This is a genomic window from Paenibacillus sepulcri (assembly GCF_042647105.1).
Classification (GTDB): domain Bacteria; phylum Bacillota; class Bacilli; order Paenibacillales; family Paenibacillaceae; genus Paenibacillus_Z; species Paenibacillus_Z sepulcri.
Window position 1 is genome coordinate 2,908,657 of sequence record NZ_JBHRUP010000001.1, and the last position, 25,688, is coordinate 2,934,344.

Below are 25,688 nucleotides of genomic sequence, written 5' to 3' on the forward strand. Positions count from 1 at the left end.
CTTGGCCTTCGTCTACGTTTGCAAGACTCGGCTTCCCCTTTTTCCTCTCGCGAGGCCTTTTTGACGATGCGGCAGGATTCACTTCATGTTACGGCCTGGTATGTTGCTCGCCTTGTCTCCGACAAGTACTTTGTCGATGCGCTTTTACGCACAGATTTCGCCATGCGCAAGCATCCTAGCTACAAGGGTGGCTTGGTCCCTCCCTTGGTTGGACTTTCACCAACTAGATAATGCGTGCTTCTGGGCACGCCAAACAAAAAAGACCTCTGATCGTCTCAGAGGTCTGCAAGATATTGCTTTTAAACTGTCTTTTCATAGAAAAAGGGTGCACCGGCAGCCTTTCCCCAAGGAGAAGCATCAACAAAAAACCAGGCGCTAGCCGCTTGTCGGAATAAACCGTTTGATCCAGCTGCCGAAGCCGGCCGCATTGCGGCTTTGGATGAGTACAACGCCCTCGCCCCGAAAACGGCAGACAATGGCTTCCCCGCTCGTAAAGCTGGAGAACCAGCCCTTGGAGGCCTTCTCGATCTTGTACTCCATATAATCCGGCCAAGCGACCAGATGTCCGTTATCGATGATCATTTCCTCGCCGGGAGCGAGGTTAATGGCATGAATGGCCCCGAAGGAGGACAGGAAAACCGTACCTCTTCCACTGATCTCAATGATGAAGAAGCCTTCGCCGGACAGGAAGCCGCGCGCCAGATTTTGCATTTTGGTGTTGACTTCAATGCCGGATGTACCGGCGAGAAAGCCGTCCTTTTGGACCAACAGCTTATATGTACCGTCCAGCTCGATCGATTGAATATCCCCCATGGAGGAAGGAGCCAGCAGCGCCTCTGCCCGCCCGCGTGCTGCGACGAGTTCCTGGAAGAAGAATTTCTCCCCGCTGAGCATCCGCCCGAGTCCCCTCATAATTCCACCATCGACGGTTCCCTTCAAGTCAATCGTTGGCGACATGGAAACCATTGCGCCCATCTCCGCCTTCACACTTTCTCCCTGCTCCATCTCTACCTGAAGAAGCGCGAATGCGCCTTCATATAAAACTCTATGCTTCATGATCTCTACCTCCAAGTCTGGATACAACCACCATGCTGCCAGTATTGCCCGTTCAAAAGTCAGCGATTCTTATGCCAAATGATTCTTGGCTCCTGGTGACTTCGCGGGATATTACTGCAACCGCTGGATGCAGGCTTGCCGCAGCCCGGTTGTCAGTAACTGAACATCTGCTGTTATTATTATAGATGAGTTCAATCCCATTAACAGTATATCAAGCTAAAATTCTTGTAAAATCCTTGCCATCCTTGCGTAAGAAAAAAGAAGAATGCCCCCGATAACGCCCAGGTTGCATTCTTCCTCATTCGTTCAAATTCTTACCGGCATGCCTGTTATGCTTCCGCCAAGTCAAACACCATCAAATCCCTGCCCATGGTAATCGGGCCGCTGTAGATCTCTTTCATTCCCGCCATATAAGCTTCTTCTGCGGCCGCGTCGGGCGTTGGAGCCGGGATATGATGCGTCAGCACGAGATGCTTGGCTCCCGCTTGACGGGCGATCTCCGCCGCTTCCAGCGTTGTCGTATGGTACTTGGCCGGATTGGACAGCGCCCGGGCCTGCTCCGGATAGGTCACGATCAGCGAATCAAGCCATTCCTTGTTGTAGGCTTCATGGACGAGCAGGTCAACGCCATCGCTGTATTTGACCATATTGGGCACCGGAATCGTATCTCCGGAGATGACGGCCGATTTCCCGTTGTACTCGAATTTGTAGGCCACGGCAGGATAGACGGGTCGATGGTCCACTTCAAAAGCGGTAATGCGGATGCCATCCCTGTCATAGATAATGCCCTCATTGCGTTCAATATACTGAATTTGCGAGCCGGCTTCGTCCGACAGATTGTAGCTGACACGCAGCTTGACGTCGAATTCGAAGGACTCGCGCATTTTGCCGATAATTTCCCGGGTCGTGTCCGGACCATACACCTGCATCGGCGTCGAGCGCCCCTCGAATACCCGCTCCGGAGTCACATGCGTTCTCCAGCTGGTAATGAACACATCGAAGAATCCGCCATTATGATCGTAGTGATGATGGGTGAAAAGCACATCCGACACCCGCTGCGGCATTACGCCCGCCTTGATCATCTGATCGACCGCCGCACCGCCGCAGTCGACCAGGAATGTCTTATCCCCCGCCAGCACAACTACGCCGGCCTTGGCCCTGCCATAGAAGGCCCGGGGCGATCCTGTCCCGAGCAGAACCACCTTCAGATGCTCGTGATAATCGGGAAGCACATTCAGCTGAGGTTGAATAAAGGTCATGATTTCACTTCCTCCAATATCGACAGATCCAGCAGGCCGCTCAAGTCCGGCTTGCCTTCCACATCCTTGATATAGCCCGCGTCGACGGCAACCTGGGCCATCTGCTCCAGCACATCCAGATCGATGTCCGTCGTCAAGATCAAATGCTGCAGCGCCGCCTTGATCAGGTTAAGCTCAAGTCCTTTGCCCGACAGCTCTTTTAATTCGTCGCTGACAAGCGAGTAGGCGTCATCGGGGTTCGATTTGATATAGTCGATCGCCTCTATATTGGCCTGGATGGCCTCTTTCACCGTACCGCGGTATTTTTTCAGAAAATCATTGTTAGCGACCAGGATCGTAAGCGGATAGTTCCCGTCATTGGGCGGAATTTTGTCCCAATCGACCAAAATATCTCCGATTCCCTGCTCGACGATTTGCGTGCCCCACGGCTCCGGCAGCAGCGCGGCATCGACCTGATTCTGCTTCATGGCCACAAGCGTATCGGCCGGCGCCATCGTGATCAGCTGCACGCCGGAGACGTCCTTGGTTACACTGAGTCCGTTCTGCTGCAGCAGCAGACGCAAGGAAATTTCATTCGTGCTGCCTGTGGTCGGAATAGCAGCGGTCTTGCCTGCAAGGCCCTTCACGCCGGCAATATTCGCGCCTTTCCGCGTTACCAGCACAGCACCGCCGTTATTGGCGCCGGAGACGATCGTAATATTTTTGCTGCGCACATATTGATTCGTAACCGGGCCCGGTCCGACATAGCCGATATCGATCTGCCCGGTCGCCATCGCCGTCGAGAAATCGGAGCCGTTATCGAAAGCCTGCACCTCGATTTTCACATCGTCGCCGAAAGCCTTTTGAAAATAGCCGTTCTTGATGGCGATAAACGCCGGCGCGTGGGTGACATTCTTCAGCAGCCCGATCTTGACGGTGGCCGGCTTGGCCGCCTCGCCGTCCGAGCCGGCGCTGCCTTCATTATTGGAGCCGCAGGCGCTCAGCAGCCCCGCGAGCACCAGGATAAGCACCATGGACAGCAACCATTGTTTTTTCATTCAAACTTTCCCCTCTCTATTATAAAAAACAAGTGATGAGCGCTTAACTTGCTGGTAACACCTGCAAGGTTCGAAAGGCCGTTTTACGCATGCGCAGCCCAATCCTTGCAGCGGACTAGGATTTGGCGGAATGGAGGCCGTAGCGCACCATGATCCGGTCCTCAATCCGTTTGAACACGAGATGATCGGAGACCGTTCCGATTACTGCAATGAGCAGAACGACGCACAGCATAATGGACGTATCGCCGATGTTTCGCCCTTCCTCCAGCATCTGCCCAAGCCCGACACCTCGGGCAATCAGCTCGCCGGAGACAAGCGCGCGCCAGGCGAACGCCCAGGCCATCCGCATACCGGTGATGAGATGGGGAACAGCGGCCGGCACCATGATTTGAAAAAACAGCTTGACGCCCCGTCCGGTTCCGAACATCTCCGCCGCCTTCAGATACAGGGAGGGAATGTTCCGGAAGCCGCTGCGGCTGGAAATCGCCATCGTCCAGGTCGCGCCGATGGTCGTGATGAATACGACCGAGAAATCATTTAATCCAAACCAGATGATGGCAAAAGGAAGCCAGGCGATACTTGGAACCGTCTGCAGCGCGACGACCAGAAAGCCGAACGTCTCGTCCACGAACCGGTTCCGGGCAAACAGCACGCCAAGGGACACTCCGATCACGCAGGATAATGCGAAAGCTATAATAATCCGGCGCAGACTGCTGTATACCGCTTCGAGCAGCTGGCCGTTGACCAGTCCGTCGTAAAAGGTATGAAAGGTTTGCAACGCGGAAGGAAACCGCCAGCCCCAGCCAAATATTCTATAGGCTGCCTCCCAGATAAGAATCAGAAGAATTAGAAAACCTGCCTTTTTGAAAATCGTAATCATCGCCGTATTCCTCCTTCACCACCTTCTCCAGTTCATCTGCCAGCGCGTCCAGAATACGGCTTTCAATATGATGGATCACAGAATCTCCCGAATTGCGCGGTCTTGCCGCCTGTACGGCAAATTCTTTCTTGATCTTGCCCGGCCTGGTGGACATGACCAGCACCCGATCGGATAACAGCACCGCTTCGCGGATATTATGGGTAATGAACAGAACCGTCTTGCGCGTCTTCATCCAGATCGATTCCAGCTCCTGATGGAGCAGCAGCCTCGTCTGTTCGTCCAATGCGGCGAATGGTTCGTCCATCAGCAGGATCTCCGGGTCCATGACGAGTGCCCGGGCAATGGCTACCCGCTGCTTCATGCCTCCCGACAGCTCATGCGGGTAACGGTCGGCAAACTTGCCGAGATGCACCATGCGGATCTGCTCCATGGCCAGATCGTACCGCTCTTGCTTCGAAAGTCCCCGCTGCTTCAGCCCGAAGGCTACATTGTCCAGCACCGTCAGCCATGGAAACAAGGCATGCTCCTGAAATACGACGATCCGGTCGGGACCCGGAGCGGTTACCTTGCGGCCAATCGCCTCGATCGAGCCGGTCTCCGCTTTTTCCAGCCCCGCCACCAGATTAAGCAGCGTCGTTTTGCCGCAGCCCGACGGGCCGACGATCGATACGAATTCGCCTTTCTCCACCGTGAACGATACGTTCTCAATCGCGGTAAAAATAGCGGCGTCCCTCTGCTTGAATGTCTTTCCTACACCTTCAACCTTGATCATGGCTTACCTCCAAGTCTCCACTAGACACCGGACAGAAACTGTGCGGAATCATGGATGAACACGCTCTTCTTCTCGTAGCTTATCAGTCCCTGCTCCCGCCATTTGTTGAGTGTTTCCGTAACGGTCTGCCGGCTGCACCCGACTATAAAGGATATTTCCTCATGACTCAGCTGCAGCGCGATCTGAAGCGTGCTGCCTTTGCGTCTGCCCAGCTGCAGCAGAAAATGCGCCAGTCTCCAGGCGGCAGGACGCGAAATCAGCATCTCGACGTACCGCTGCGTTTGCAGCAGCCGCCTTGCGTTCGACAAGGTCAGCGCGTACAGGACATCGGTGCGGCTTTGCAGCAGATTTTTGAATACCGGCGCCGCAATCGTCAGCACCTCGCTGCTTACGATGCATCTGGCATCCCGCTGCCGTTTCTCCCCGATCAATACCTCCGCAGCTCCAAAAACCTCTCCGACATGGCGCAGAAACAAAGTGATGCTTTGCCCTTCCTGCGCCGATTGGGAAATCTTCACAAGCCCGCTGCGGACATAATAAATTTCATCGCTGTTGTCCTCTTCCCGGAAAATATACTCGTTCTTCTTGCAGCTCCGGAGCTGCCCATGCTCCTCAAACAGCTGCGCCAGCAGCGCACTTTCCCGCTGGGCCTCGGCGGATTGAAAGTCTTCCAAAACCGTATTCACCTCATTTATATGCTATATCCATTTTAATTCATAGTTATCGGATGAGTATTATGTACATTATAATGAATAAAGCCTGTCGAAAACAGTCGCTTAGCCGACAAAATTTTAAATTTCATATCCGGACTCAAATGAAAGCCTTTGAATAACCCATCTTATACGGTTCGGAATCGGGATGCGCAGTATAAATAGCCGTAAGAGAAAACAAAAAGAAGCATGCCGCGAGCCGCGCATGCTTCTTCCCCTATGCCAAGGTTACTCCCAAGCTTGCCTCAGTGCGGCTCGAAACAACTCATCCAGTTGACTGTTCGTCGCTCCCTCCGAGACAGGCGTACTTGACGCCAGTCCCTCATAATAAGCGATACGCTCTTCCAGATACGCATTGAGAGGATCAATCCGGGCCTCAATATCCAGCTCGTCGCCTGCTTTCTTCCGGACAAGCAGCCGGTCAATGGCCATCTTCAGCCCGCTGCCTCCCGGCACAAGCGTTTCCACCAGTGCTTCAAATTGAATAGGGGGCATCGTATTCCTCCGCTCAATCCACTCGCAGGCCAGAATCGGGCGAAGCACATAGAAGTATTTTTTGATCTTCACCTGTTCGCCCTGCAGATAATCCCTGTAGTTGCCTTTGGCCATATGAAGATAATGGTGCATGCAGGATCGCGGCGAGAAGGTCAGCGGAGACAAGCGGCGGATCTGCTCCGCAGCCGCTCCGTTCTCCATATAAGTGATTGGCGATTGCAGCCATTCCAGCAGCGGCGGGTTGGATTTGCGGAAAAGATTCAGAGCCTTCTTCATATCCCAACCGTTAATATCCAGCATCCCGCTGATCGGACGCTCAATCACATCTCTTCTGTTGAATATGGACAAATAATCATCTATAGGACGAACATAGATGAACCTAACATCATAATCGCTGTCTTTGGATGCAAATCCCCATGCCCGGCTGCCTGATTCGCATGCATAGAGAATTCTCACGCCCTCTTCCTGCTCGATCAGCCTCAGCTGTTCCATAATTTGTGCCTGGTATCCGGTCATGCCGCATTCCTCCTTCTTCCTTGGAACATCTTCTCTTATTTCACGGCCAGTGAACATGGCGAAAGTATAGCGAGCGTTCTTGGAATTTTTCCATATCCCACCCTGCACTCCCCTGTTACAATAAAGAATATGACTTGAATGTAAGCGGGGAGAGCGCATTGGCCAAGGAAAGCTTTGATAAGGAAATCCAGTTTCTGCGGATGCTTGTCCTGACGAGCGGGGCATACAGCCGCCAACAGTTCGCCGACCGGCTCGGGATCTCTGTACATACGTTTGACAAAACCATCCGCAAATTAAAGGAAATCGTCGGCGCCGTGCAGCAGCAGCAGCCCGAGGAACAAGGCCGGGAGCTGGCGGAGACCATCCGCTTCCAATACTATGATTCCGCCGATCCCATGCTGCTGTTTCTGTTCCGCGCCAAGTCGCTCAAGGAGTCCGAGAGCCAGCGGATCTCCCTGCTGCTGGCCGCTCTTCACGGGCAGCCGCTGACGGCCATGGAGCTGCTGGATGTGTGCTGCGGCGGCCTCGCGGACGACCTGCCCTTCCCGGACGAGAAGACCATCCGCTCGGACCTCAAATATCTGGAGGAGGTTGGCGTCATCCGCCGCGAGCCCGGAGCGCGCCCTTTCCGCTACCGGATGCAAAACGATCTGGTGCAGCAGCTGTCGGACGACGAGCTGATGGATCTGTTTGATTTTGTCGATGTGATGGCCAATACCCGGGTTCCTTCTGTGCAGGGCTATCTTCTCCGAGACGGCCTGAAGAAAATCCTTGCCCGCAGCCATGACGGCAGAGATGCCGTCGAGCCATTCTTATATAAATATCATTATTACTCGCGTATTCTTGACGAGGCGCATCTGTTCACGCTGCTTCACGCGATCGGGAACCGGCGCAGGGTGCGTTTTCTCTATTTCTCCCCGAAATCGGAGAAAAGCTATGCCTCCCGCAATACGAATCCGCTGTTCGAGCGCGATACGGAGGGAAGACAGGAGCGCACGCTCCCGCTTAAGGTGGTCTACGATCACCAATATGGGAGGTGGTACCTTCTCGCCCATAACCGCAGGGAAGGCACCCGCAAATACCGTCTGGAGGGCATCACCCAATTCGAAGAGGATGACCAGGTCACCGAAGACTTCTTCCAGGGGAAAAGGGAGGAGCTGGACCATAAAACGGCGCACAGCTGGCTCATCGATACGGGAGCGCCCGCAGCCGTCCGGGTACGGTTTTATAATCCCGAAGCATCGCAGCCGAATTTCATCAAGGAACGCGTTCTGCTCCAGGGGCAATGGGGCAGCATCACGGATGAGGATGAGCAGTCCTTCATCTATGAGATCCTCGTGAACGGCATAACGGAGATTAAACCATGGCTGCGCAGCTTCGGCTCCAGCTGCGAGGTGCTTGCGCCAAACCAGCTGAGGCGTGAAATGATTGCGGAATGGAAGGAGATAGCGGCCTATTATGAACCTGTTCGAGAAGATCTTTAATTATCAGATTATCTCCCGGCTGGAGGACTCGGGCACCTTCATGGCCACTTCGCATGAGCGCTCTTGGCTGAAGAGCATGCTCCTGCACCCTTCAGCCAGGGATGCCTTCCGGGAGGAGACATTCACGAAGCTGCAAGCGATTCTGGAGCCGGATGAAGCGATGGATCTGCAGGAGCATTTTCTGGAGAAGGCCCAGAGCCTGCAGCGGCAGGTCATTCATCCTCTGCTGCGCCCGCTGCGCCGTTATATTTTGCAGAAAAAGGGGATTCGCATCGTTTACAGCCTCAAAGGCGGGCGCGTATGTCCGGAGCAAACGGGGTTTCCGTACAAATTGGAATATTCCATGGTGAAGCGGGAGTGGTATTTGCTCTGGTACCATTTTCGGCACCGTACCTTCATGAGCACCAGGCTGGAAAAAATCACTGCCGCAACCGGCTATGAACTAATGCCCGGACACAAGGAGCATGCCCTTAAGCAGGTGGACCGCATGCTCGCATTACCCAAAGAAACAGCCGTCGTGGAGGTTGTGCCGACGTATAACCGGGAGCTCTCCCGTATTCTGTATGCCTTCTCCTGCTTCGAGAAGGACGTGACCTATGACGCGGACAATCAGCTTTATCGGATCTGCTTGAGCTTTGCCCAGGACGAGCGCGAATACATGCTTTCGAAGCTGCGTTTTCTCGGCAAGCGAGTGCGGATCGTTGAGGGGGAGCATATGAAGCGGCGGATGCTGGAAACATCCCGAAAAGCGCTTGAACGCTATGGGGCGATGAGTGAAAATGATGCTCGTTAGCGTCAGATGATGGCCCTTCTATACCATAAACTCCATCCAGAACTTATAATGGCCTTCGTGGTGCTCCAGCCATATCCGTCCGCCATGCAGCTCCACGATATGACGGGCGATCGACAGTCCCAGTCCGGAGCCTGCCGGCATGTTCTCGTCACTGCGGGAAGGCTCCATCTTGTAGAACCGTTCGAACAACCGCTCCTCCTGCTCCGGCGTAACCGGTTTGCCGCGGTTGGCGATAGACAAGACCGCATGGTCTTTCCGCTGCAGCAATTCGATCCGGATCTCTCCGGGCCTCTCAGAGAATTTCAGTGCGTTCGTCAGCAGGTTATCGATGGCCCGCACGATTTTCTCCACATCCATCCGCACCCGGACAGGTCCCGGATTTTGTTCTTTGACCATCATAATTCCCTGCTCCCTGGCAACCGGTTCGAACTCGGTGATGATTTGTTCCAGAAGGCTGTTCAGATCCACCTCCTGCAGGGCTAACCGGACGTCGCCGCCGGTCAGCCGGGTATATTCGAACAAATCGTCAATCAGCTTCTTGAGCTGCTGCGTCTTGTTATAGGCATTATCAATAAAACGTTCCTGCTCCTGCTCATTCTGATACTTCCGTGTCTTGAGCAGATCCAGATAGCCTATGATGCTGGTGAGCGGCGTTCTCAAATCATGGGATACGTACGTAATCAGCTCCATCTTGGATTTCTCGAGCTGCCGTTCCCGTTCCATCTGCTGCTGAAGCTGCACCGCCATCTGATTGATGTTCCGGCCCACAAGCCCCAGCTCATCCTCCCGGGCCGCAGGCACCCTGCAGCTCAAATTCCCGCTGGCGATCAGCTTCAGACCATCCGTAATGGCCCTGAAGGTCCGCACAATTCGGTGGGTAAACAGAAAAAAGAAGATAAAAAAGCAGAGAAAAAAAGAGAGGGGATTCAGAAAAAGGGTAAGAGTGCCAGCAGATTCCGGCGTAAAAAAATTGGCCAGCAAATTACCGAGCACAGCAAGCAGCAGGCTTAAGACAAACGTCCAGAGCATTTGGCCGCGGATACTGTTGCGGCCTCCCAGTATGGCCCAGATTTTATTTATCAATCTTATATCCCACTCCCCAGACGGTCTTGATATACTGCGGCTCCCGCGGCTTCAGCTCGATTTTCTCCCGGAGATTCCGGATGTGGACCATCACTGTATTTTCCGAGAAGAATCCGGTCTGATCCTTCCAGACCCGCTGATAGATATGATCGACATTAAACACATGCCCGCGGCTCCCCGCCAATAATTCCAGAATGGAGAATTCGATGGGAGTAAGAGATACCGGTGCGCCGCGAACCGTGACGGTGTGTTCATCCTTATTGATGACAAGCTCATCGATGCGGATCTCCCCCTCATCGGCGTCCTGGTTTGCGGAGGAGGAGTAGCCCTGTCTTCTAAGCTGCGCTTTCACGCGGGCCATAAGCTCCAGCGGATTGAAGGGCTTGGTCACATAATCATCCGCTCCGGTCGACAAGCCCATGATTTTATCGAGATATTCCTCTTTGGCCGACAGCATAATGATGGGGATTTGCGACTCCTCGCGGATTTGGAGACAGGCTTTGATCCCGTCCAGATTAGGCATCATAATATCCAGTATGATCAGATGGATCTGACCGCTCTTCAGAGTATCCAGAGCCTGCACCCCGTCTTCCGCTTCCAGCACATGATAGCCTTCATTGCGCAGGTAGATATGAAGAACATCGCGGATTTCCGGATCATCGTCAACGACAAGAATCGTACTCATCGGCCCAGCGTTCCCTTCCTCTCATTGCGCAGGCGGGCAGACCATTTGATAATGCCCAGAACAACGAGCAGTACGATCGGCAGCCACAGCAGTTTCATGCCATAATTATAAATCACATAACCCACCTCCTGCACGTGGTTCCCGACAAGACGGCCGAGGAAAAAATAAATCAGCGTCCACACTAAGCCTGCCGCATAGGAAAAAAATGCAAACAGCTTGAAGCTCATCCGATTTAGCCCTGCAAGATAGGGCATAATATGGCGAACAAGGGGAAAGAAATAGCTCACACACAAGGCTGATTTTCCGTATTTGGATATGAGCTTCTCCGCAAATTTCATAGCTTTCCCGATCCGTGCCTTCCGCTCCCATCTGTTCAGAATCGGTCTGCCGTACCTGCGTCCCATCGTATACCCGAACGTTAGCCCCGACAGAACGCCCAGATACGTACACAGAAACGCCGGCAAAGGAAGCAGGCTTCCGCTCACCGTCACCGCTCCGGCTGTCATGACAATGACCTCATTGGGAACCGGAATACTGATAAGGCCCAGACATAAGACGAAGAACAGCGCAGCATAGCCAAAATGCTGAATCAGCCCCAGCATCATATCCGCGTTCATTCAACCTGCCTCCTCTGAACCGCAGTCCGCGGAAGAAGCCATGTCCCTGCCGCATAATACATCATCTCCGCCAGCAAAATGGCACCGGCCATATCCAGCCACACATGCTGCTTCACAAATACGGTCGAAACGATGATTGACCATCCCATGACGACAACAAACCATCGTGTCATTCTGGAAAGATTCGTGCAGCTCGACACGCCTTTGAGCATCAGGTAGCTGGTCAGAACATGAATGCTCGGAAAGCAATTATACGGACCATCCGAATGGTAAATCATATTTACGAGCGAATAGAAAAGCCCATGCTCCGTAATCGTCGGACGGGATATTGTCGTTTGATAAAAATAATACGTCAGATAGCATCCAATCAAGCCGAGGCTCAAGGCCAGCAGCGTCCGGTAATAGACCGTTCTGCTCTTCATGAACAATACGATCAGCATGATCATAATGAAGGGATACCAGATCAGATACGGGATAATAAAGGCGGGCAGAAAAGGAGTACGTTCATCCAGTCCCGTCGCCAAACTGCTGACATGGGCCCCTGCGCGGTTCAATATCTCATAAAATACATTCAATACCGGTATGGCCAGCATCCACAGCAGCGGCAGATACCGTTTTGCTCCCGCGATCATGGCTGTCTCACCCTTTTTTGCGGCATATATAGACGAATGCCGGAGGAATATTAAGCGGAACGAATTTGATTTGCTCAATTTCAAAATGCTCGCTCAGCTGCTTTTTCATCTGCTGTGAATATTGAAAAGCAATAAACAAGCCGCCGGGCCTCAAGGAAGCCACGATTTGACCGACCAGCCTGTCCCGCACCTCCTGGGGGAAGTTGAAGAAGGGCAGACCGCTGAGGATACAGTCGAGCTGCTTGATGTTTTCACTGCGCAAAGCAGCTTCGAGCTCTCGGCAGTCTTCATAGCAGGAGAAGGCCGGGTATTGGTTTTGCAGCTTATGACGCAGACGCGTGTCCTGCTCGAACAGCAAGACTTTCGTATCCTTCCGCCGGGCCTCCTGAATGTATTTGGTGATCGCGCCGGTCCCGGCTCCAAGCTCCGCGACATGGTATACCTGATTCCATGGGACAGCATTTATCATTTGTTTGGCCAGAAATTTCGAGCTTGGGGTCACGCTCCCGATGATTCCGGGCGAGCTTAGAAACCTCGACAGAAACAGAAAGTTATCCTGAATACGTGTTCTTATATTAACCTGCATGTTATCGCCCTCCTTTATCCAACAGTTATTATCCTATCCAAAAATTCTGCGGATAAAGTGGGGGAAATTCTGAATATTTTCTGAAGAAAATGGGGACAAACAAGAACTTGATCCCATAAACAAAAATAGCCGCGATTTACGCGGCTACCGCATCTTATAAAGAAAAACAAAAACACCCTCAGAATTGAATCGGAATCATACAAATGGCTCCCATTCAACTTCCAAGAGGTGCTCCTGGTTAAAGCAGGACTCTTCACTTTAATGCTGCGGCTAATGCGTTAACATACTCGTTTCTGGCATGTTGGCTTACTTTCGCATTAGGAACGACACTCTCAAAGCCATGGAAACATCCCGGGTACAACTGGAACTCCACGTCAACTCCCGATTGGGCAAGCCGCGCGACATATTCAATGGTTTCATCACGAAACGTATCTAATTGACCCACACAAGTGTATGTGGGGGGCAAGCCAGCCAAATTATGCGCGCGGGCAGGAGCTGCATATTGGGATATCTCCCCGTCTGCATGTTCTCCTAAATACATGCTCCATGCAGCTGTATTTTTAGATCGATTCCAGGTTGCTCTTTCGTCCGTTATTTCGTAGCTTGAAGGAGTCGTATTACGATCATCGATCATTGGATATAGCGGCATTTGAAAAACGATCGACGGTCCGCCTTTATCGCGAGCCATTAAAGCCAAAGCAGCCGTCAAGCCTCCGCCAGCGCTCGCACCGGCAATGGCTATACGGGTCACATCGATATTCAGCTCGTCAGAATTGTCAGACATCCACTTTAATGCCTTGTAACAATCCTCAATCGCCGCCGGATATGGATGCTCCGGTGCCAACCGGTAATCGACCGACACGACGATACAATTAGCCGTTATAGCGAAGGTTTGGCATAAACCGTCATCCATGTTAGGGTGTCCAATAACATAACCCCCTCCATGGATCCATAACAAAGCAGGAAGCGCAGCTTGATTTCGATTCCTCGGCTCATAAATCTTTACCAGCATTTCCTGGCCGGCTGCTCCGGAAATATGGCGGGAAATCGTAATAACATCTTCGGATTCCTGGGCGGGAGGTATAGGGGCTTGTCTTATCATGGCTAAATCCCCAGGCAGATGTATAGGCGGCAATAACGACAAAATCGGTCTTAACTCCGGTACGACTCTGCTAATGAAATCCATACAACTTAAACCTCCTCAAGATCATTCAATTGGCCTGCAATTTAATTGTGAATTATTAATCACAATTAAAAATTATCATGAACCGATAATAGATGTCAACTCAGAGAAAATGATATAGTAAGATATAATACCGCGATACTGGAGGAGAACATGCAATTACTAATTCAATCCGGGGAACTGGGCCCGACATGGTTTCATGTCGCTCTGCGCGCCCTTGTTCTTCTTTCTAGAACGGATAAATTGTTGAAGAGTCAAAATATAGCCAACGAATTAGGTGCGGAGCCAAGCTATGTGCGAAAGATCCTGGCAGCACTATCGAAAGCTGAAATCGTATCCGCCCATGGAGGTCGCGAAGGTGGTTATGCATTGGCGAAATCACCGCGGGAAATTACAGTTGGCGAAGTCTACCGGGTGCTTGGGAAATCGCAAAGCACGCCTTATTGGTCTGTGCCAAGCACAGGAACTGAACAGTTTATTTCTTTGCTGATTGATAAAGCAGAACAGCAGTTTCAAAGTACTCTGGATGTTTATTCGATCGAGGAAATTGACAGACAGGGTGCATTATTTAAAACATTCCAGAAATAAATGAATAGATGACGATAAGAAAATGGAAGCCTCTTGGACAGCGGCTTCCATTCTTGAATAGATATAAGGCTTGAACAGGGGACCGCTGTTGGCTCCAACAATCAGAGAATCAGACCATTTTCAGAAACTCTACGATGGTCAGCAATCCTTTATCGAAATTCTCCAGATGGAAATGCTCGTTGGGCGCATGGAGATTCTCATCGGGAAGCCCGAAGCCCATGAGCACGACCGGCACGGACAACTCCCGGGCCAGCGCTTCGACAATCGGAATGGAGCCGCCGTCTTTGGTGAATACGGGACGTACGCCGTATACGCGCTCGTAGGCGTCGGCCGCCTTTTGCAGCACGGGAACGGACGGATCGATGGTATACGGATTGCCTTTCTCCCGCTGCACGACAGTTACTCTCGCTCCTGCAGGCGTATGGCTGCGGATGTGGCGTTCGATTTTGTCCAGAATATCCTGGGGATCCTGCTTGCCTACCAGGCGGCAGGTGATTTTCGCGTGAGCTTCGCAAGGAATGACCGTCTTCGTGCCTTCACCCTGGAAGCCGCCGTACATGCCGTTGATCTCCAGCGTGGGCCGCGCTCCGGTCCTCTCCACGTAGGAGTAGCCTTCCTCGCCGTATAGCGCATCAAGATCGAGGGTGATCTTTTGCTGCTCATCGTCGAACTCTTTCCTGGCAAGCTCGGCTCTCATTTCCGGCGTAAGGTCAGGCACATCGTCATAAAATCCATCGACTGCAATGCGTCCCTTATCGTTATGAAGCGAAGCGAGCAAGGAAACCAGGGCATGGAGCGCATTTGGAACGCCGCCTCCGAAGGTTCCGGAGTGCAGGTCGGTCTTGGCTGTTCGTACGGACACATCAAGCGAGCAGAGACCGCGAAGGCCCGTGCTGATCGCCGGCTTGCCCGGAGCAAGCAGCTCAGTATCGGAGATGAGCACCACATCCGCCGCAAGCTTGTCCTTGTATGTATGGATGAAAGGATGGAGATTGGTGCTCGTTACTTCCTCTTCGCCTTCAATAATCAGCTTGATATTGACCGGGAGCGGCTCTTCCGACTGGATCAAGGCTTCGATGGCCTTAATATGCAGGAACAGCTGGCCTTTGTCGTCCGTCGCTCCTCTGGCATACAGCTTGTTGTCCCGGATGTCGGGCTCGAAGGGAGGCGTCTCCCATAAATGCAGAGGGTCCACCGGCTGCACATCATAGTGTCCATAGACGAGAACCGTAGGCCTTCCGGGAGCATGCAGATGATCCGCATAAAGGATCGGATGCCCTTTTGTTTGATGAATCTCGACGTTGTCCAGACCTGCCCTCTTCAGGGTGTCCGACAGCCAGCTGGCCGCCCTGTTCACATCTTCCTTATGCTCGGACAGCGCCGAAATACTGGGAATGGAGATCCATTCCTTGAGCTCGTTCAGATGCTGTTCTCTCCGCTGCTCGAAATAAGCTTTATAATCCATGGGTAGGCCTCCTTATATAACCAAATCCCGTTCTCCCCCCGCTTGAGTATCCTTGCAGGATACGGCGGTGATCCGGGCTGGTCCATCTTTTGCCATTATAACCCGAGTTGGGAAAAAACCAAAAAGACTTTGTATCCTAAACCTATCCTTGCGTGGAATTGGCTCCGCTTCCGGAGCTGGACTGCTGACTTTTCCGTATGGCGGCAAAAATTCTCCCCCTATGGCGTTCGCCAACTGGGCTGCCAAGCTCCCTTGATTAGACTGCGATTCCATCCATAAAAAAGCCCCAACCCGCATATATAGGTGTTATCTGCGCGAATCTGGTGGGGGAGGATATCATGAAACCGATGTTACCCATTGAACATTATTTCGGTAAGTTAGAACTTGTTCATTCATTTTATGGGGCTATGCCGACAGGTGTTAGTGTTTCAGAAACCGGGCGTATTTTCATTTGCTTTCCGAGATGGGGAGACGACGTTACCTTTACGGTGGCGGAAATTGTTGAGGATAGATTGCAGCCTTATCCCAGTATAGAAACCAATTTGGCAAACCCGTGGAATATCACAATGTCTTTCATCAGTGTCCAAAGTGTGTTTGCTGATGGAAGGGGAACGCTTTGGGTATTAGATACAGCAGCACCAAATTCTACTGAACCTATTAAAGGCGGGGCAAAATTAGTCGCTGTAGATTTAAAAACAAACACAATAAGCAAAGTATATACATTTACAGAAGATGTTGTCCTGCCAACAACTTATCTGAATGATGTCCGATTTGATTTTCGTGTTGGTCAAGCAGGTTTTGCCTATATAACGGATTCATCTTCCAAAGGACCAGGAGCGATTATTGTCGTAGATTTAGCAAATGGAAATGCGTTTAGACGGTTGAATGGAGCAAATTCAACTTCACCCGATCCCTATTTTATACCGAAAGTAGAAGGTAAAATTTTGATGAACCGAAACAAGGACAGCTCTACTTCTCCTTTTAGAGTGGCCTCTGATGGGATAGCGATTTCCCCTGACGGTAAGCTATTATTTTTTTGTCCGCTGTCCAGTCGTCATCTGTACTCGATCCCAACAGAACGTATAAGAGACAGAACGATATCGGATATGGATTTACGTTATCATGTGAGATATTGGGGAGAAAAAGGTGCGTCAGACGGAATGGTCACCGATGCAAAAGGAATCGTTTATGCCGGAGACTATGAAAACAACAGCATCCGAAAGATATTCCCGAATGGCTCAATGGAGACTATCGCACATGAACCGGGAATTTTATGGCCGGATACTTTCTCAATTGGTCCGGATCAATACTTATATGTTATTGTGAACCAATTACATCGGCAGGCAAGCTATCATTATGGAAAAGACCTGCGACAAAAACCTTATAGTTTACTCCGTATGAAAATTGATGAATTGCCTGCTCCTACCTTTTCATAAAAAATAACAGTTGATAACGATTTCTACACTAAGCAACGTATGGACTTCGCGATGCCCGCAGAAGAGCCAGGAATGATAAGGCGGTAATTGGGGGAATTTAGAGCGGTAACGCTGTATCTCTCCGTGCATATGAAACAAGCTATCCATCGGAAATCTCTGAGGAGGAACGTATAACTTGACAATGCTTAAAAACAAACCGGATAAAATGCAGCCGCCCATGCCGGCTTCTTCGCCTACACTGGGGCAGTATCTTTTCGATTGTCTGAAAGCGGAAGGCATTACCGAAATTTTCGGCATTCCTGGCGATTACAATTTCAGCCTTCTGGATACATTGGAGGGATATGAAGGAATCCGATTCGTCAATGGACGCAACGAGCTGGGAGCTGGATATGCGTCTGACGGCTACGGACGGCTACGAGGCTTGTCGGCGCTAATTACAACCTTCGGCGTTGGGGAGATGAGTGCCTGCAATACGGTAGCGGGAGCGAACAGCGAATATGTGCCGTTAGTGCATATCGTCGGAGCTCCGAAATCGAGGGATCAAGAGGCGCATAAGCTGATGCACCATACGCTGCTGAACGGCGACTTCGGCGTATTCCGGCAAATATACACGCACCTATGCGCCTATACGGCGATTTTGACACCGGAGAACGCCGAGGAGGAGATCCCGGCGGCCATCCGCATAGCCAAGCGAACCCGCAAGCCGGTCTATCTCATGGTAGCGATCGATTTGGTGACAAAGCCCATCGTCCGTCGAACTATTCCGGAGGAGATGCAAAGCGCGACAAGCAAGCCTGCCCTTGAAGCAGCGATTCAGCATATTCGCGGACTGTTGAACGGCACAAACAACGTGGTGCTGCTTTCGGACATGCTGACGCTCCGCTACGGATTCAGAGATGCCGTCCAGCAGTTGGCGCTGCGCTTAAACTTGCCAGCCGCATCTCTCCTGCTTGGCAAGAGCAGCTTTGACGAACGGCACCCGAATTATATCGGGGTATACGGCGGAGCTTTCGGCAGCGAACAGGTAAGGAATATCGTTGAAAGCGCAGACTGCATGATTGCGGTCGGAATGATCTGGACCGACGTCAATTCGGCGAATAATACGGCGAAGCTCGATCGCCTTCGACTCGTCGACATCCAGCCGGAGTTTGTACGGGTCGGAGAATCAATGTACGAGCAGGTTATGGCGGCGGATCTCATCGCTGCCTTGAATGCGTGCGGCTGGACCCGAAGCGGACCTTTGCCTCAGATCTCCTTCCCGTATGATGAAATAATTGGCGAGCCTGATCAGTTAATCCGGGCGGCAACGTATTATCCCCGCTTTCAGAGTATGATGAAGGACAAGGATATTGTCGTGGTTGAGACTGGAACCTTTGCGTATGGAATGTCACAGGTGCGGCTTCCGGCGGGAGCCGATTATATTTGCCAACAGGGCTGGCAAAGCATCGGCTATGCAACCCCTGCCGCGTTAGGAGCATGTATCGCGGCACCGGACAGGCGTGTACTGCTGTTTACGGGAGACGGCTCTCTGCAGCTGACGGTTCAAGAAATCAGCACGATGCTGAGCAACGGCTGCCGGCCGATTCTATTTATCCTCAACAACAGCGGCTACACGATCGAAAAATATTTGAACGTTAAGACTTCCAATCAGAGATACAATCAAATTCCCGCCTGGCATTATACGCAGCTGGCAGAAGCCTTTGGCGGAAAGGCGTTCACTGCCCAAGTGCGCACCAACCGTGAACTGGACGAGGTGATTGCTGCGGCAGAGCAAGCGCAAATAAATCAACTGTGCATCATTGAGCTGATTACCACTGACCAACTGGATGCACCGGATTATCTCATCCGCCTCCGCAAGTATTTGGAGGAGCAGGAACGTGGAGGACGCTGAGCAGAAGTTTCGAGTTAGTCGAAAACAAACAATTACGTGCCTATGTTGATCGATATGTGTCAGACTGAACAGTATAAATCAATAAGAGTTAAAATGCCTGAAAAACCATCGCCAATGTTTGGCGATGGTTTTTTACCCGGTTAGACTGCCCCGTCCGCTCTTACAAATGAGCCAGCAGGTTCGCCCGGATATCGGCAATGGTGTGATCAACAAGCAGCTTCCCGTCCTCGAAGACGACTTCAAGCACATCATCCGCCTGCTTCGCCTCATATTCCGCCACGCTCAGATTGTCGGTGAACGTCAGATTGCCGTCCTTCTCTTCCACAAGCACCAGACCCGTTTGCGATTTCTTGACTCCGCTGTCGGTCTTCGGATCCTTGTAAATCTTCCGTTCTTCGCCATTCACAATCGTGAAGGTGGATTTCAGCGCGAACCCGAACGTATCCCGCGTATTGTACTGATACGTGTATGATCCGATTCCGAATACCATGTTGGTTGAAGCGAAGCCTTTGGCCGCAAGCTTCCCGCATATCTCTCGGCAGCGCGCGATCGTGATGGCATCGCCATAGATGGCGCCGATGTGGCTGTCGAGCTGCTTGTAGCCTTTCTCCGTCACCGTGCCGCCGAAAATATCCCAGAGAATCTCGATCACACCCCTGCGCTCGAACTCATGCGTGGAATCGGGATCGCCGCAGATGATTTTAACAGGATCCCCGCTGTCCGGGCGGATGACCACACGGCCGTCCCGGCTCAGAATATCCTCCTTCAAGCCGCGAATGACCACATCCAGCACGCTCCACAAATCCCAGGTATCCGATACGATGGAAACAAACCCGCTTGGATATACCTCTTTGATCAGGTAGCGGTAGGAAGCCATTTCGTCCGTGCCATGTGCGCACATCACGCTGTGCTCGGTCGCCGGAATCGAAGTGCCGACCAGTTCTTTCTCGATATTGGCATTATAGTAATCCTCCAGGAACAGGATCGACGGAATCGTATCGGTCCCCGTGAAGGAAATCAGATGGCCTGCGCCGCTGCCCTTGGCCGCCTCCAGCGAGCCCATGCCCCGCATCGAGAAGTCATGGCCCTGGAAGGGAACACCCGACGTGTCGCCACTGGTTTCCTTAGCGAACTGCTCCAGAATTTTGCGGTACTCGAAGGCAAGCGTCGCGCTTGTCGTCGGCATCCACAGCTGGCAGGACATCAGGGTTTCCAAATAATTCGTCAGCCAGAAAAATGCCGGTTTCGTGTTCTCGATCGTCAGCATCGGCACCTTGACCGGCACAAGCGTCCCTTCCTTGACCGCTTTGATCCTGATCGGCAGATAGCCCAGATCGTGCAGCTCTTCAATATGCGACGCATCGGGCTCCACTGTGCCCAGTGCATATTGAATGACTCTTTTATATTCATTCGTCACTTCCTCTTTGGCACGGGCGAAGAAATGCTCATTGAAATAGTGGATCAGATATTCCTTGATGAAGGCCTGGAAACCGAAGGCCACAACCCGGTCGATCGTCTCCAGGCGGCTGGTGCGAGCGGTCCAGGTAGAGTAGACCAGCTCCGTTCCTTTGGGATATTGATTCTTGTGACTGACCTTATAGAAATCGCAGAGCAGGGTAGCTGGATAGACGAATGGCTGTGTCATGTTAGAAACCTCCGATTTCAAATAGCTGAATTTTGTCATGACCGGCTTGATCGAGAATCGTGTTGGTGGTGAATACTTTATCTATCAGATCGGTTGTCAGGATTGTACCCTGGTGGATCGACTTCTCGCAGTGACCGACCAGCAGATAGACAGGGGATGCGCCGATCTCCCTCAGCTTCTCCGCGCTTCTGATGAATGTCCCGCCGTAGGAGCAGAGATCGTCCACGATAATAACCTTGAACGGCTCCGCCGGGACTGTCCCGACGATATCCAGGCTCTGAATGTCCCCCGTCTGGAAATCGCGCGACTTGAAGCCGACCAGCTGCTTGTAGCCCTTCACCTTGCTGTAGCGCTTCTGCGCGCCTGCATCGGGGAAGAACAGATAATCCGTATCCCGGTCGAAGCCCACCTCATCCGCCACCTGTTCCAGCAGCTCGACCGTCGGGTACTTCGCCTTACTCCGGTTCAACAGGGCCAGCGTCACATCCGAATGGGGCTCGATTACGGTAACGTCCTTAAATTGAAGCGAGTTGATCAGATTGGCTGCATATTTCAACGTAAAAACCGATGCGCCCTCCACACGGTCCATACGGCTGTAGGGCATGTAATAAATCAGCAGGGAAGCCGGCTTATCCCGTTCATCCAGCACACTCTTTACAAACATCAGCTTGATCAGATCACTGTCATTCTCGTATTTGAACGATATGGCGTTAAGATCCTGAATATTGGCGCTGATCGATTCGCCATCCACCAGCGTTTCGCCGTTGGGGAAGGTTCTGAACGCCAGTTCCACTCCGTTTAACTGAATCATCCTGGGTCACGCTCCTTGATTCATAATCGCCGGCGCCGCCGCAAATTCATCTATTAGCCATATATCGACAGCCTCGGCTCAAGATCTGTGAACCGGTACAGCTGTGCGGCGCGCTGGGAATACAGATTGGACTGCTTCAGCCCGCCATTCCCATCCCGGACTTCCTCAATAATGCCTTGGCGGCTCTGGGTGGATGTGATCTTGCGGATAAAGTTCTGCTCCTGAAATTCCGGCACGACGGTCTGGATGACCTGGTAAAGCTCGCTGATCGTAAATTCCTCCGGCAGCAGCTCCCGGGCAATCGTCGTCGTGAGCATCTGCTGGCGAATCTCGCCCAAGGCGTCCTCCAGAATCTGCCGGTGGTCAAAAGCCAGATCCATCTTCAGCGCTTCCTCTACCGGAAACAATTGGACATCGGCGGCATCGACTGAGGCTCTGCGCCTTTGCAGCACCCGCTCATTGACCAGCGCCAGAAAAGCATGCGAGATGATCCAGCCTCTCGGGTCGCGGCCCGGCTCGCTGTAAACATTGAAGTATTCGATATGTACATCGTCCACGCCGGTTTCTTCCTTGAGCTCGCGCCTCGCGCAGTCGTATACGGTTTCCGTATCCAGCGTGAAGCCTCCCGGAAGGGCCCAGGCCCCCTCATAAGGCCAGATCTTGCGCTGGATCAGCAGCACCTGCAAATCCCGCTTCGGCAATGATTTCTTGAGCGTACCCCTTTCGGTGGAAACAATAGTGAAAATAACAATGTCCGTGGGCGCACCGTCCGGCGTCCGATAGCGGCTTGCTTCGTAATTGGATTCATTTTCTGCCATGGAGACCCTCATCACCGCCGTTCTGTATTTTCAATTCGATAATGTCATTATGACATAATTAAAGGAGATGTCAAGGAATTATTCTAAAATAACGGTCCCTCATTCCATAGTCGAAAAAACAAGAAGAAATAACCCCGACGCGCTCACGTTGAGGTTATTTCTTCTTTCGGACCAGTAATTGCCTGAAATTATTGAGGTTATTCGATATGACTATTCCGTCAGTTCCTGCACATCCGAATTTCTAAGGTTGTTTCTGCCATTACGTTATTCAGGGAGCCAATTCAGGAATTATCTGTAATAAAAGAGGGATGGCCTACCAATTGCAAGCAAAACAATGATCGACGGTATTGTATCCGCTTACATCGAGTTTTATTCGGTTTGTCAATTCGATGATTTTATTCCTATAATAATAACACTCGATGACATATAATCTGACATAATAAAAACAAAATTTCATATCATGGAGGTGAAGAGTTCAGTTCCGCCCTTTTCGATCCCGTTTCCTTGTTTTCATGTAAGAAAAACTACATATCATGGAGGAATGAAATTGAAAAAAAAACTTTTCACGCTCACTGCCATTATTTTGATTGCCCTCGTGCCTCTATCCTCGGTTTCATTTGCCGCTCCCGCTATGACATTCAAGATTGAAGAGGCGACTGTCGCTGACATGCAGTCTGCAATGGCATCGGGAAAGTTGACCTCTGTCGAGCTTGTTTCCATGTATTTGGAACGCATCGCAGCCTACGATAAAGAAGGCCCGAAGCTGAACTCTGTTCTCGAAATCAATCCGGATGCCCTGGCCATAGCGGAAGCGCTTGATGTTGAACGGGCCACGAAGGGACAACGCGGACCGCTTCATGGCATCCCGATTCTGCTCAAAGACAATATTGATACCGGTGACAAGCTGCACACAAGCGCCGGTTCCCTGGCCCTCGCCCATTCGTTCGCCCCCGACGATTCCTTCGTGGCCAAGCAGCTGCGCGAAGCCGGAGCCGTCATTCTGGGCAAGGCCAACATGACCGAATTCGCCAATTATAAGACAAGAGGCATGCCGGGCGGATACAGCTCCCGCGGAGGCCAGGTGCTCAATCCGTACAAACCGGGCGTCTTCGGCACCGGCGGCTCCAGCTCCGGATCAGGTGTTTCCGTATCCTCCAATTTGACCGCGATCGCGATCGGAACCGAAACCTCGGGTTCCATTCTGAGTCCCGCCTATAATAATTCGGTTGTCGGCATCAAACCGACAGTTGGTCTTGTCAGCAGGGACGGGATCGTCCCGCTTGCCCATAGTCAGGATACGGCCGGCCCGATCGCCCGCACTGTGGCGGATGCCGCCGTTCTCCTGGGGGCCCTGACAGGCGTGGATGACAAGGACCCTATCACCTCCGCCAGCGTGAATAAATCCTATTCGGACTACACACAATTTTTGGATATTGACGGACTGGAGGGCGCACGCATCGGGATTCCGAGAGAATACTATTACACATCCGGAATTACGGATGAAGAGAAAGCCATATTTGACAAAGTGGTAGCAGACTTGAAGGCACAAGGCGCCGTTATCGTCGATTATGCGAATATCCCTTCAGCCAATGAATTAGCCCAGTTCAGCTCATCCGTCTTCATGTATGAATTCAAGGGGGATATGAATGCTTACCTGAGCAGCTTGGAGGCAGACTCTCCGATGAAGACATTGACGGACATTATTGAGTTTGACAATAAGAATTCCGTGGATAACCTGAAATACGGCCATACGCTGCTGACGGATTCCGACGCTACGAGCGGAACCTTGACGGAATCGCAATATATCCGGGATCGTCTCAAGGACTTGCGTTTGTCCCGGACCGAGGGCATTGACTTTACCATGAACAAACACAACCTGGATGCGCTGCTCTTCCCGAATACCCGGAATGCGGGCATTTCGGCAAAAGCCGGATATCCATCAATCACTGTTCCGGCAGGCTACACGAAGGAAGGTAAACCGGTTGCCGTTACCTTTGCCGGTATGGCTTACAGCGAGCCGACTTTGATCAAGGTGGCCTATTCGTTCGAACAGGCTACCCATTACCGCATCCCGCCTGTGCTGAAATAAGGCTGGAGGAATCAGCTCCGCCGCCCTTTGGAGGCTGAAGCCAAGTCTTCTTGCTCAAACCCCGGAATCTTCGGATTCCGGGGTTTTTCCTGCGAATGACCGCAATCGATAGGAAACAGGGGCGAGTGAATAAGATGACTTATCGAACAGCGCCCCCTTATTTTAAAATGAGCGGAAACGCCAAGGAAGCCATTCCACTGCTTTCGGTACGGTAACGGACAAGTTCGGCGCAGCCTTCACCATCATAACGGAGGTCTGAAATAGCTCTTATTTGACGGTGAACGTACCTTTGAACCGTCCGTCGCTCAGCGCGAAATTGTAGACTCCGGGCAGGGGCTTGTTGAACACAAACAGATTGTCGCCCTGTTTTAAAGGAGCGTCGATATTCAAATCCTGCGAGATCAATCGGAGGTTATTGCCGGCGCCAGACTCGACATGAAGCACCGCTTTAATCATAGAGCCCGTTGCAAATTCGGTGTTTTGAGGATTGAATCCGGTCGTGTTTACTGTAATTTGCGCCACCTGAAGGTTATTGTCTTCATCATATGCGGCCTGCTGCGATTTCTTGAGGCCCAGTTGTCCGACCGAAATCCGGTCCTGATTAACAAGGATAAGTGCCGCCATCACGACAACGACAGCGCCCAGCAGTCCTGTCGTCCATACCGGCAGCTTCCGCGGCTGATTGCCTTCAGTAGTCGGAAGCTTCTTCCGCGGCGGTTTGGCGGCTTGCCAATCCATCGCTTTTTGCAGCAGCACAAGCAAAATAATGTATACGACATCGACGGCAAACACGACTTTGCCGGACGAGAAGAACAGCAATCCCAATGTTACGGAAGCAAGCGTCCCGATGCTTCCGAGCAGAGCCGCCTGTGCGGAGAACAGCAATCCGTAACGTATGCCGCTTAAATATCCGAGCACCCAGGCACAGCATACGGAGAAGGCCATCGATATTGCCAGATTGTATTCAAAAACCTGTATGGAGACGATGCCGACCGACGCGCTTGCCAGAATGTTCAGGATTGCAGCGATCAGCTTCGCCGAAGCTTGCGGCATGCTTTCTCTGCGCCGCCTGATTAATAACAATAGATAACCTGCTGCCAGCCAAATGATCGCCAGGCTGCTAATACTGAGCACCATGTATTTGTCCTCCTCTGGTT

24 protein-coding genes are annotated in these 25,688 nt (G+C 51.9%); 6 read left to right on the forward strand and 18 right to left on the reverse strand.

The genetic code is table 11. The features are described from left to right. Positions 1–375 precede the first annotated feature (375 nt). The 7 genes from ACFOLF_RS13095 to ACFOLF_RS13125 form a co-directional block, all read right to left on the reverse strand. The gene (locus tag ACFOLF_RS13095) at positions 376–1,056 is read right to left on the reverse strand and encodes a TIGR00266 family protein (protein ID WP_210046277.1); all 681 of its coding nucleotides are present in this window, start codon (positions 1,054–1,056) and stop codon (positions 376–378) included. 329 nt (positions 1,057–1,385) lie between these two features. Continuing rightward, positions 1,386–2,315 (reverse strand): MBL fold metallo-hydrolase, encoded by a 930-nt coding sequence (locus tag ACFOLF_RS13100; RefSeq protein ID WP_210046278.1) that lies wholly within the window; start codon positions 2,313–2,315, stop codon positions 1,386–1,388. After that, positions 2,312–3,352, reverse strand: a complete 1,041-nt coding sequence (locus ACFOLF_RS13105; RefSeq protein ID WP_210046279.1) for an ABC transporter substrate-binding protein — start codon at positions 3,350–3,352, stop codon at positions 2,312–2,314. The genes ACFOLF_RS13100 and ACFOLF_RS13105 overlap by 4 nt, the downstream gene beginning before the upstream one ends. 115 nt (positions 3,353–3,467) lie before the next feature. After that, positions 3,468–4,232: an ABC transporter permease gene (locus ACFOLF_RS13110; protein ID WP_379113574.1), complete on the reverse strand. Its 765-nt coding sequence runs from the start codon at positions 4,230–4,232 to the stop codon at positions 3,468–3,470. Continuing rightward, positions 4,165–5,004 carry an ABC transporter ATP-binding protein gene (locus ACFOLF_RS13115; RefSeq protein WP_210046280.1) on the reverse strand — a complete coding sequence of 280 codons (840 nt, stop codon included), beginning with the start codon at positions 5,002–5,004 and terminating at the stop codon, positions 4,165–4,167. The genes ACFOLF_RS13110 and ACFOLF_RS13115 overlap by 68 nt, the downstream gene beginning before the upstream one ends. Positions 5,005–5,024: 20 nt before the next feature. Next, on the reverse strand, positions 5,025–5,678 hold the full coding sequence (locus ACFOLF_RS13120) for a Crp/Fnr family transcriptional regulator (protein WP_210046281.1): 654 nt from the start codon (positions 5,676–5,678) through the stop codon (positions 5,025–5,027). 264 nt (positions 5,679–5,942) lie between these two features. Then, positions 5,943–6,725, reverse strand: coding sequence for a nucleotidyltransferase domain-containing protein (locus ACFOLF_RS13125; RefSeq protein ID WP_210046282.1), 783 nt, complete (start codon positions 6,723–6,725; stop codon positions 5,943–5,945). Between the two features lie 158 nt (positions 6,726–6,883). On the opposite strand from ACFOLF_RS13125, the gene ACFOLF_RS13130 reads away from it, so the two are divergent. Both ACFOLF_RS13130 and ACFOLF_RS13135 read left to right on the forward strand, forming a co-directional pair. Next, the gene (locus tag ACFOLF_RS13130) at positions 6,884–8,209 is read left to right on the forward strand and encodes a helix-turn-helix transcriptional regulator (RefSeq protein ID WP_210046283.1); all 1,326 of its coding nucleotides are present in this window, start codon (positions 6,884–6,886) and stop codon (positions 8,207–8,209) included. Beyond that, entirely contained in the window at positions 8,184–9,002 is an 819-nt protein-coding gene (locus tag ACFOLF_RS13135; protein ID WP_210046284.1) for a WYL domain-containing protein, read from the forward strand. The genes ACFOLF_RS13130 and ACFOLF_RS13135 overlap by 26 nt, the downstream gene beginning before the upstream one ends. Positions 9,003–9,020: 18 nt before the next feature. Here ACFOLF_RS13135 and ACFOLF_RS13140 read toward each other — a convergent pair whose 3' ends face one another. From ACFOLF_RS13140 to ACFOLF_RS13165, 6 genes are all read right to left on the reverse strand, one after another. Beyond that, positions 9,021–10,085: a HAMP domain-containing sensor histidine kinase gene (locus ACFOLF_RS13140; protein WP_379113572.1), complete on the reverse strand. Its 1,065-nt coding sequence runs from the start codon at positions 10,083–10,085 to the stop codon at positions 9,021–9,023. Then, positions 10,075–10,770, reverse strand: coding sequence for a response regulator transcription factor (locus ACFOLF_RS13145; RefSeq protein ID WP_210046285.1), 696 nt, complete (start codon positions 10,768–10,770; stop codon positions 10,075–10,077). The genes ACFOLF_RS13140 and ACFOLF_RS13145 overlap by 11 nt, the downstream gene beginning before the upstream one ends. Next, complete coding sequence (locus ACFOLF_RS13150) at positions 10,767–11,387, reverse strand: DedA family protein (RefSeq protein WP_210046286.1); 621 nt, start codon at positions 11,385–11,387, stop codon at positions 10,767–10,769. Before ACFOLF_RS13150 ends, ACFOLF_RS13145 begins: the two co-directional genes overlap by 4 nt. Continuing rightward, on the reverse strand, positions 11,384–12,019 hold the full coding sequence (locus ACFOLF_RS13155) for a phosphatase PAP2 family protein (protein WP_210046287.1): 636 nt from the start codon (positions 12,017–12,019) through the stop codon (positions 11,384–11,386). Before ACFOLF_RS13155 ends, ACFOLF_RS13150 begins: the two co-directional genes overlap by 4 nt. Before the next feature lie 7 nt (positions 12,020–12,026). Next, positions 12,027–12,605 (reverse strand): class I SAM-dependent methyltransferase, encoded by a 579-nt coding sequence (locus tag ACFOLF_RS13160; RefSeq protein WP_210046288.1) that lies wholly within the window; start codon positions 12,603–12,605, stop codon positions 12,027–12,029. A 253-nt stretch (positions 12,606–12,858) separates the two neighbouring features. Next, positions 12,859–13,791, reverse strand: coding sequence for an alpha/beta hydrolase (locus tag ACFOLF_RS13165; RefSeq protein ID WP_210046289.1), 933 nt, complete (start codon positions 13,789–13,791; stop codon positions 12,859–12,861). Between the two features lie 150 nt (positions 13,792–13,941). Here ACFOLF_RS13165 and ACFOLF_RS13170 point away from each other — a divergent pair, with 150 nt between their 5' ends. Continuing rightward, positions 13,942–14,376, forward strand: coding sequence for an RrF2 family transcriptional regulator (locus ACFOLF_RS13170; RefSeq protein WP_210046290.1), 435 nt, complete (start codon positions 13,942–13,944; stop codon positions 14,374–14,376). A gap of 109 nt (positions 14,377–14,485) precedes the next feature. Here the strand turns inward: ACFOLF_RS13170 and ACFOLF_RS13175 are convergent, their stop codons facing one another. Beyond that, positions 14,486–15,841: a dipeptidase gene (locus ACFOLF_RS13175; protein WP_210046291.1), complete on the reverse strand. Its 1,356-nt coding sequence runs from the start codon at positions 15,839–15,841 to the stop codon at positions 14,486–14,488. Between the two features lie 338 nt (positions 15,842–16,179). Between ACFOLF_RS13175 and ACFOLF_RS13180 the strand changes: the two genes are divergently transcribed. Continuing rightward, positions 16,180–17,277, forward strand: a complete 1,098-nt coding sequence (locus ACFOLF_RS13180) for an L-dopachrome tautomerase-related protein (protein ID WP_210046292.1) — start codon at positions 16,180–16,182, stop codon at positions 17,275–17,277. A 181-nt stretch (positions 17,278–17,458) separates the two neighbouring features. After that, on the forward strand, positions 17,459–19,168 hold the full coding sequence (locus tag ACFOLF_RS13185) for an alpha-keto acid decarboxylase family protein (protein WP_210046333.1): 1,710 nt from the start codon (positions 17,459–17,461) through the stop codon (positions 19,166–19,168). A 160-nt stretch (positions 19,169–19,328) separates the two neighbouring features. Here the strand turns inward: ACFOLF_RS13185 and ACFOLF_RS13190 are convergent, their stop codons facing one another. Genes ACFOLF_RS13190 through ACFOLF_RS13200 form a run of 3 tightly spaced genes read right to left on the reverse strand, consistent with a single transcriptional unit; the run spans position 19,329 to position 22,442 of the window. Continuing rightward, positions 19,329–20,813 (reverse strand): nicotinate phosphoribosyltransferase, encoded by a 1,485-nt coding sequence (locus ACFOLF_RS13190; RefSeq protein ID WP_210046293.1) that lies wholly within the window; start codon positions 20,811–20,813, stop codon positions 19,329–19,331. Position 20,814: 1 nt separating this feature from the next. After that, the gene (locus tag ACFOLF_RS13195; protein ID WP_210046294.1) at positions 20,815–21,624 is read right to left on the reverse strand and encodes a ribose-phosphate pyrophosphokinase; all 810 of its coding nucleotides are present in this window, start codon (positions 21,622–21,624) and stop codon (positions 20,815–20,817) included. 53 nt (positions 21,625–21,677) lie between these two features. Continuing rightward, positions 21,678–22,442, reverse strand: coding sequence for an NUDIX hydrolase (locus tag ACFOLF_RS13200; RefSeq protein WP_210046295.1), 765 nt, complete (start codon positions 22,440–22,442; stop codon positions 21,678–21,680). A 631-nt stretch (positions 22,443–23,073) separates the two neighbouring features. Here ACFOLF_RS13200 and ACFOLF_RS13205 point away from each other — a divergent pair. Continuing rightward, positions 23,074–24,531, forward strand: a complete 1,458-nt coding sequence (locus ACFOLF_RS13205) for an amidase family protein (protein WP_210046334.1) — start codon at positions 23,074–23,076, stop codon at positions 24,529–24,531. A gap of 267 nt (positions 24,532–24,798) precedes the next feature. Here ACFOLF_RS13205 and ACFOLF_RS13210 read toward each other — a convergent pair whose 3' ends face one another. Next, positions 24,799–25,668 (reverse strand): hypothetical protein, encoded by an 870-nt coding sequence (locus tag ACFOLF_RS13210; RefSeq protein WP_210046296.1) that lies wholly within the window; start codon positions 25,666–25,668, stop codon positions 24,799–24,801. Between the last annotated feature and the right edge of the window lie 20 nt (positions 25,669–25,688).

What these genes read in the sequence shown, in the direction of transcription:
- ACFOLF_RS13095 (WP_210046277.1), bottom strand. Translation starts at nt 1,056, where the DNA reads ATGAAGCATAGAGTTTTATATGAAGGCGCATTCGCGCTTCTTCAGGTA.
- ACFOLF_RS13100 (WP_210046278.1), bottom strand. Translation starts at nt 2,315, where the DNA reads ATGACCTTTATTCAACCTCAGCTGAATGTGCTTCCCGATTATCACGAG.
- ACFOLF_RS13105 (WP_210046279.1), bottom strand. Translation starts at nt 3,352, where the DNA reads ATGAAAAAACAATGGTTGCTGTCCATGGTGCTTATCCTGGTGCTCGCG.
- ACFOLF_RS13110 (WP_379113574.1), bottom strand. Translation starts at nt 4,232, where the DNA reads ATGATTACGATTTTCAAAAAGGCAGGTTTTCTAATTCTTCTGATTCTT.
- ACFOLF_RS13115 (WP_210046280.1), bottom strand. Translation starts at nt 5,004, where the DNA reads ATGATCAAGGTTGAAGGTGTAGGAAAGACATTCAAGCAGAGGGACGCC.
- ACFOLF_RS13125 (WP_210046282.1), bottom strand. Translation starts at nt 6,725, where the DNA reads ATGACCGGATACCAGGCACAAATTATGGAACAGCTGAGGCTGATCGAG.
- ACFOLF_RS13135 (WP_210046284.1), top strand. Translation starts at nt 8,184, where the DNA reads ATGAACCTGTTCGAGAAGATCTTTAATTATCAGATTATCTCCCGGCTG.
- ACFOLF_RS13145 (WP_210046285.1), bottom strand. Translation starts at nt 10,770, where the DNA reads ATGAGTACGATTCTTGTCGTTGACGATGATCCGGAAATCCGCGATGTT.
- ACFOLF_RS13150 (WP_210046286.1), bottom strand. Translation starts at nt 11,387, where the DNA reads ATGAACGCGGATATGATGCTGGGGCTGATTCAGCATTTTGGCTATGCT.
- ACFOLF_RS13155 (WP_210046287.1), bottom strand. Translation starts at nt 12,019, where the DNA reads ATGATCGCGGGAGCAAAACGGTATCTGCCGCTGCTGTGGATGCTGGCC.
- ACFOLF_RS13160 (WP_210046288.1), bottom strand. Translation starts at nt 12,605, where the DNA reads ATGCAGGTTAATATAAGAACACGTATTCAGGATAACTTTCTGTTTCTG.
- ACFOLF_RS13165 (WP_210046289.1), bottom strand. Translation starts at nt 13,791, where the DNA reads ATGGATTTCATTAGCAGAGTCGTACCGGAGTTAAGACCGATTTTGTCG.
- ACFOLF_RS13170 (WP_210046290.1), top strand. Translation starts at nt 13,942, where the DNA reads ATGCAATTACTAATTCAATCCGGGGAACTGGGCCCGACATGGTTTCAT.
- ACFOLF_RS13175 (WP_210046291.1), bottom strand. Translation starts at nt 15,841, where the DNA reads ATGGATTATAAAGCTTATTTCGAGCAGCGGAGAGAACAGCATCTGAAC.
- ACFOLF_RS13180 (WP_210046292.1), top strand. Translation starts at nt 16,180, where the DNA reads ATGAAACCGATGTTACCCATTGAACATTATTTCGGTAAGTTAGAACTT.
- ACFOLF_RS13185 (WP_210046333.1), top strand. Translation starts at nt 17,459, where the DNA reads ATGCTTAAAAACAAACCGGATAAAATGCAGCCGCCCATGCCGGCTTCT.
- ACFOLF_RS13190 (WP_210046293.1), bottom strand. Translation starts at nt 20,813, where the DNA reads ATGACACAGCCATTCGTCTATCCAGCTACCCTGCTCTGCGATTTCTAT.
- ACFOLF_RS13195 (WP_210046294.1), bottom strand. Translation starts at nt 21,624, where the DNA reads ATGATTCAGTTAAACGGAGTGGAACTGGCGTTCAGAACCTTCCCCAAC.
- ACFOLF_RS13200 (WP_210046295.1), bottom strand. Translation starts at nt 22,442, where the DNA reads ATGGCAGAAAATGAATCCAATTACGAAGCAAGCCGCTATCGGACGCCG.
- ACFOLF_RS13205 (WP_210046334.1), top strand. Translation starts at nt 23,074, where the DNA reads ATGACATTCAAGATTGAAGAGGCGACTGTCGCTGACATGCAGTCTGCA.
- ACFOLF_RS13210 (WP_210046296.1), bottom strand. Translation starts at nt 25,668, where the DNA reads ATGGTGCTCAGTATTAGCAGCCTGGCGATCATTTGGCTGGCAGCAGGT.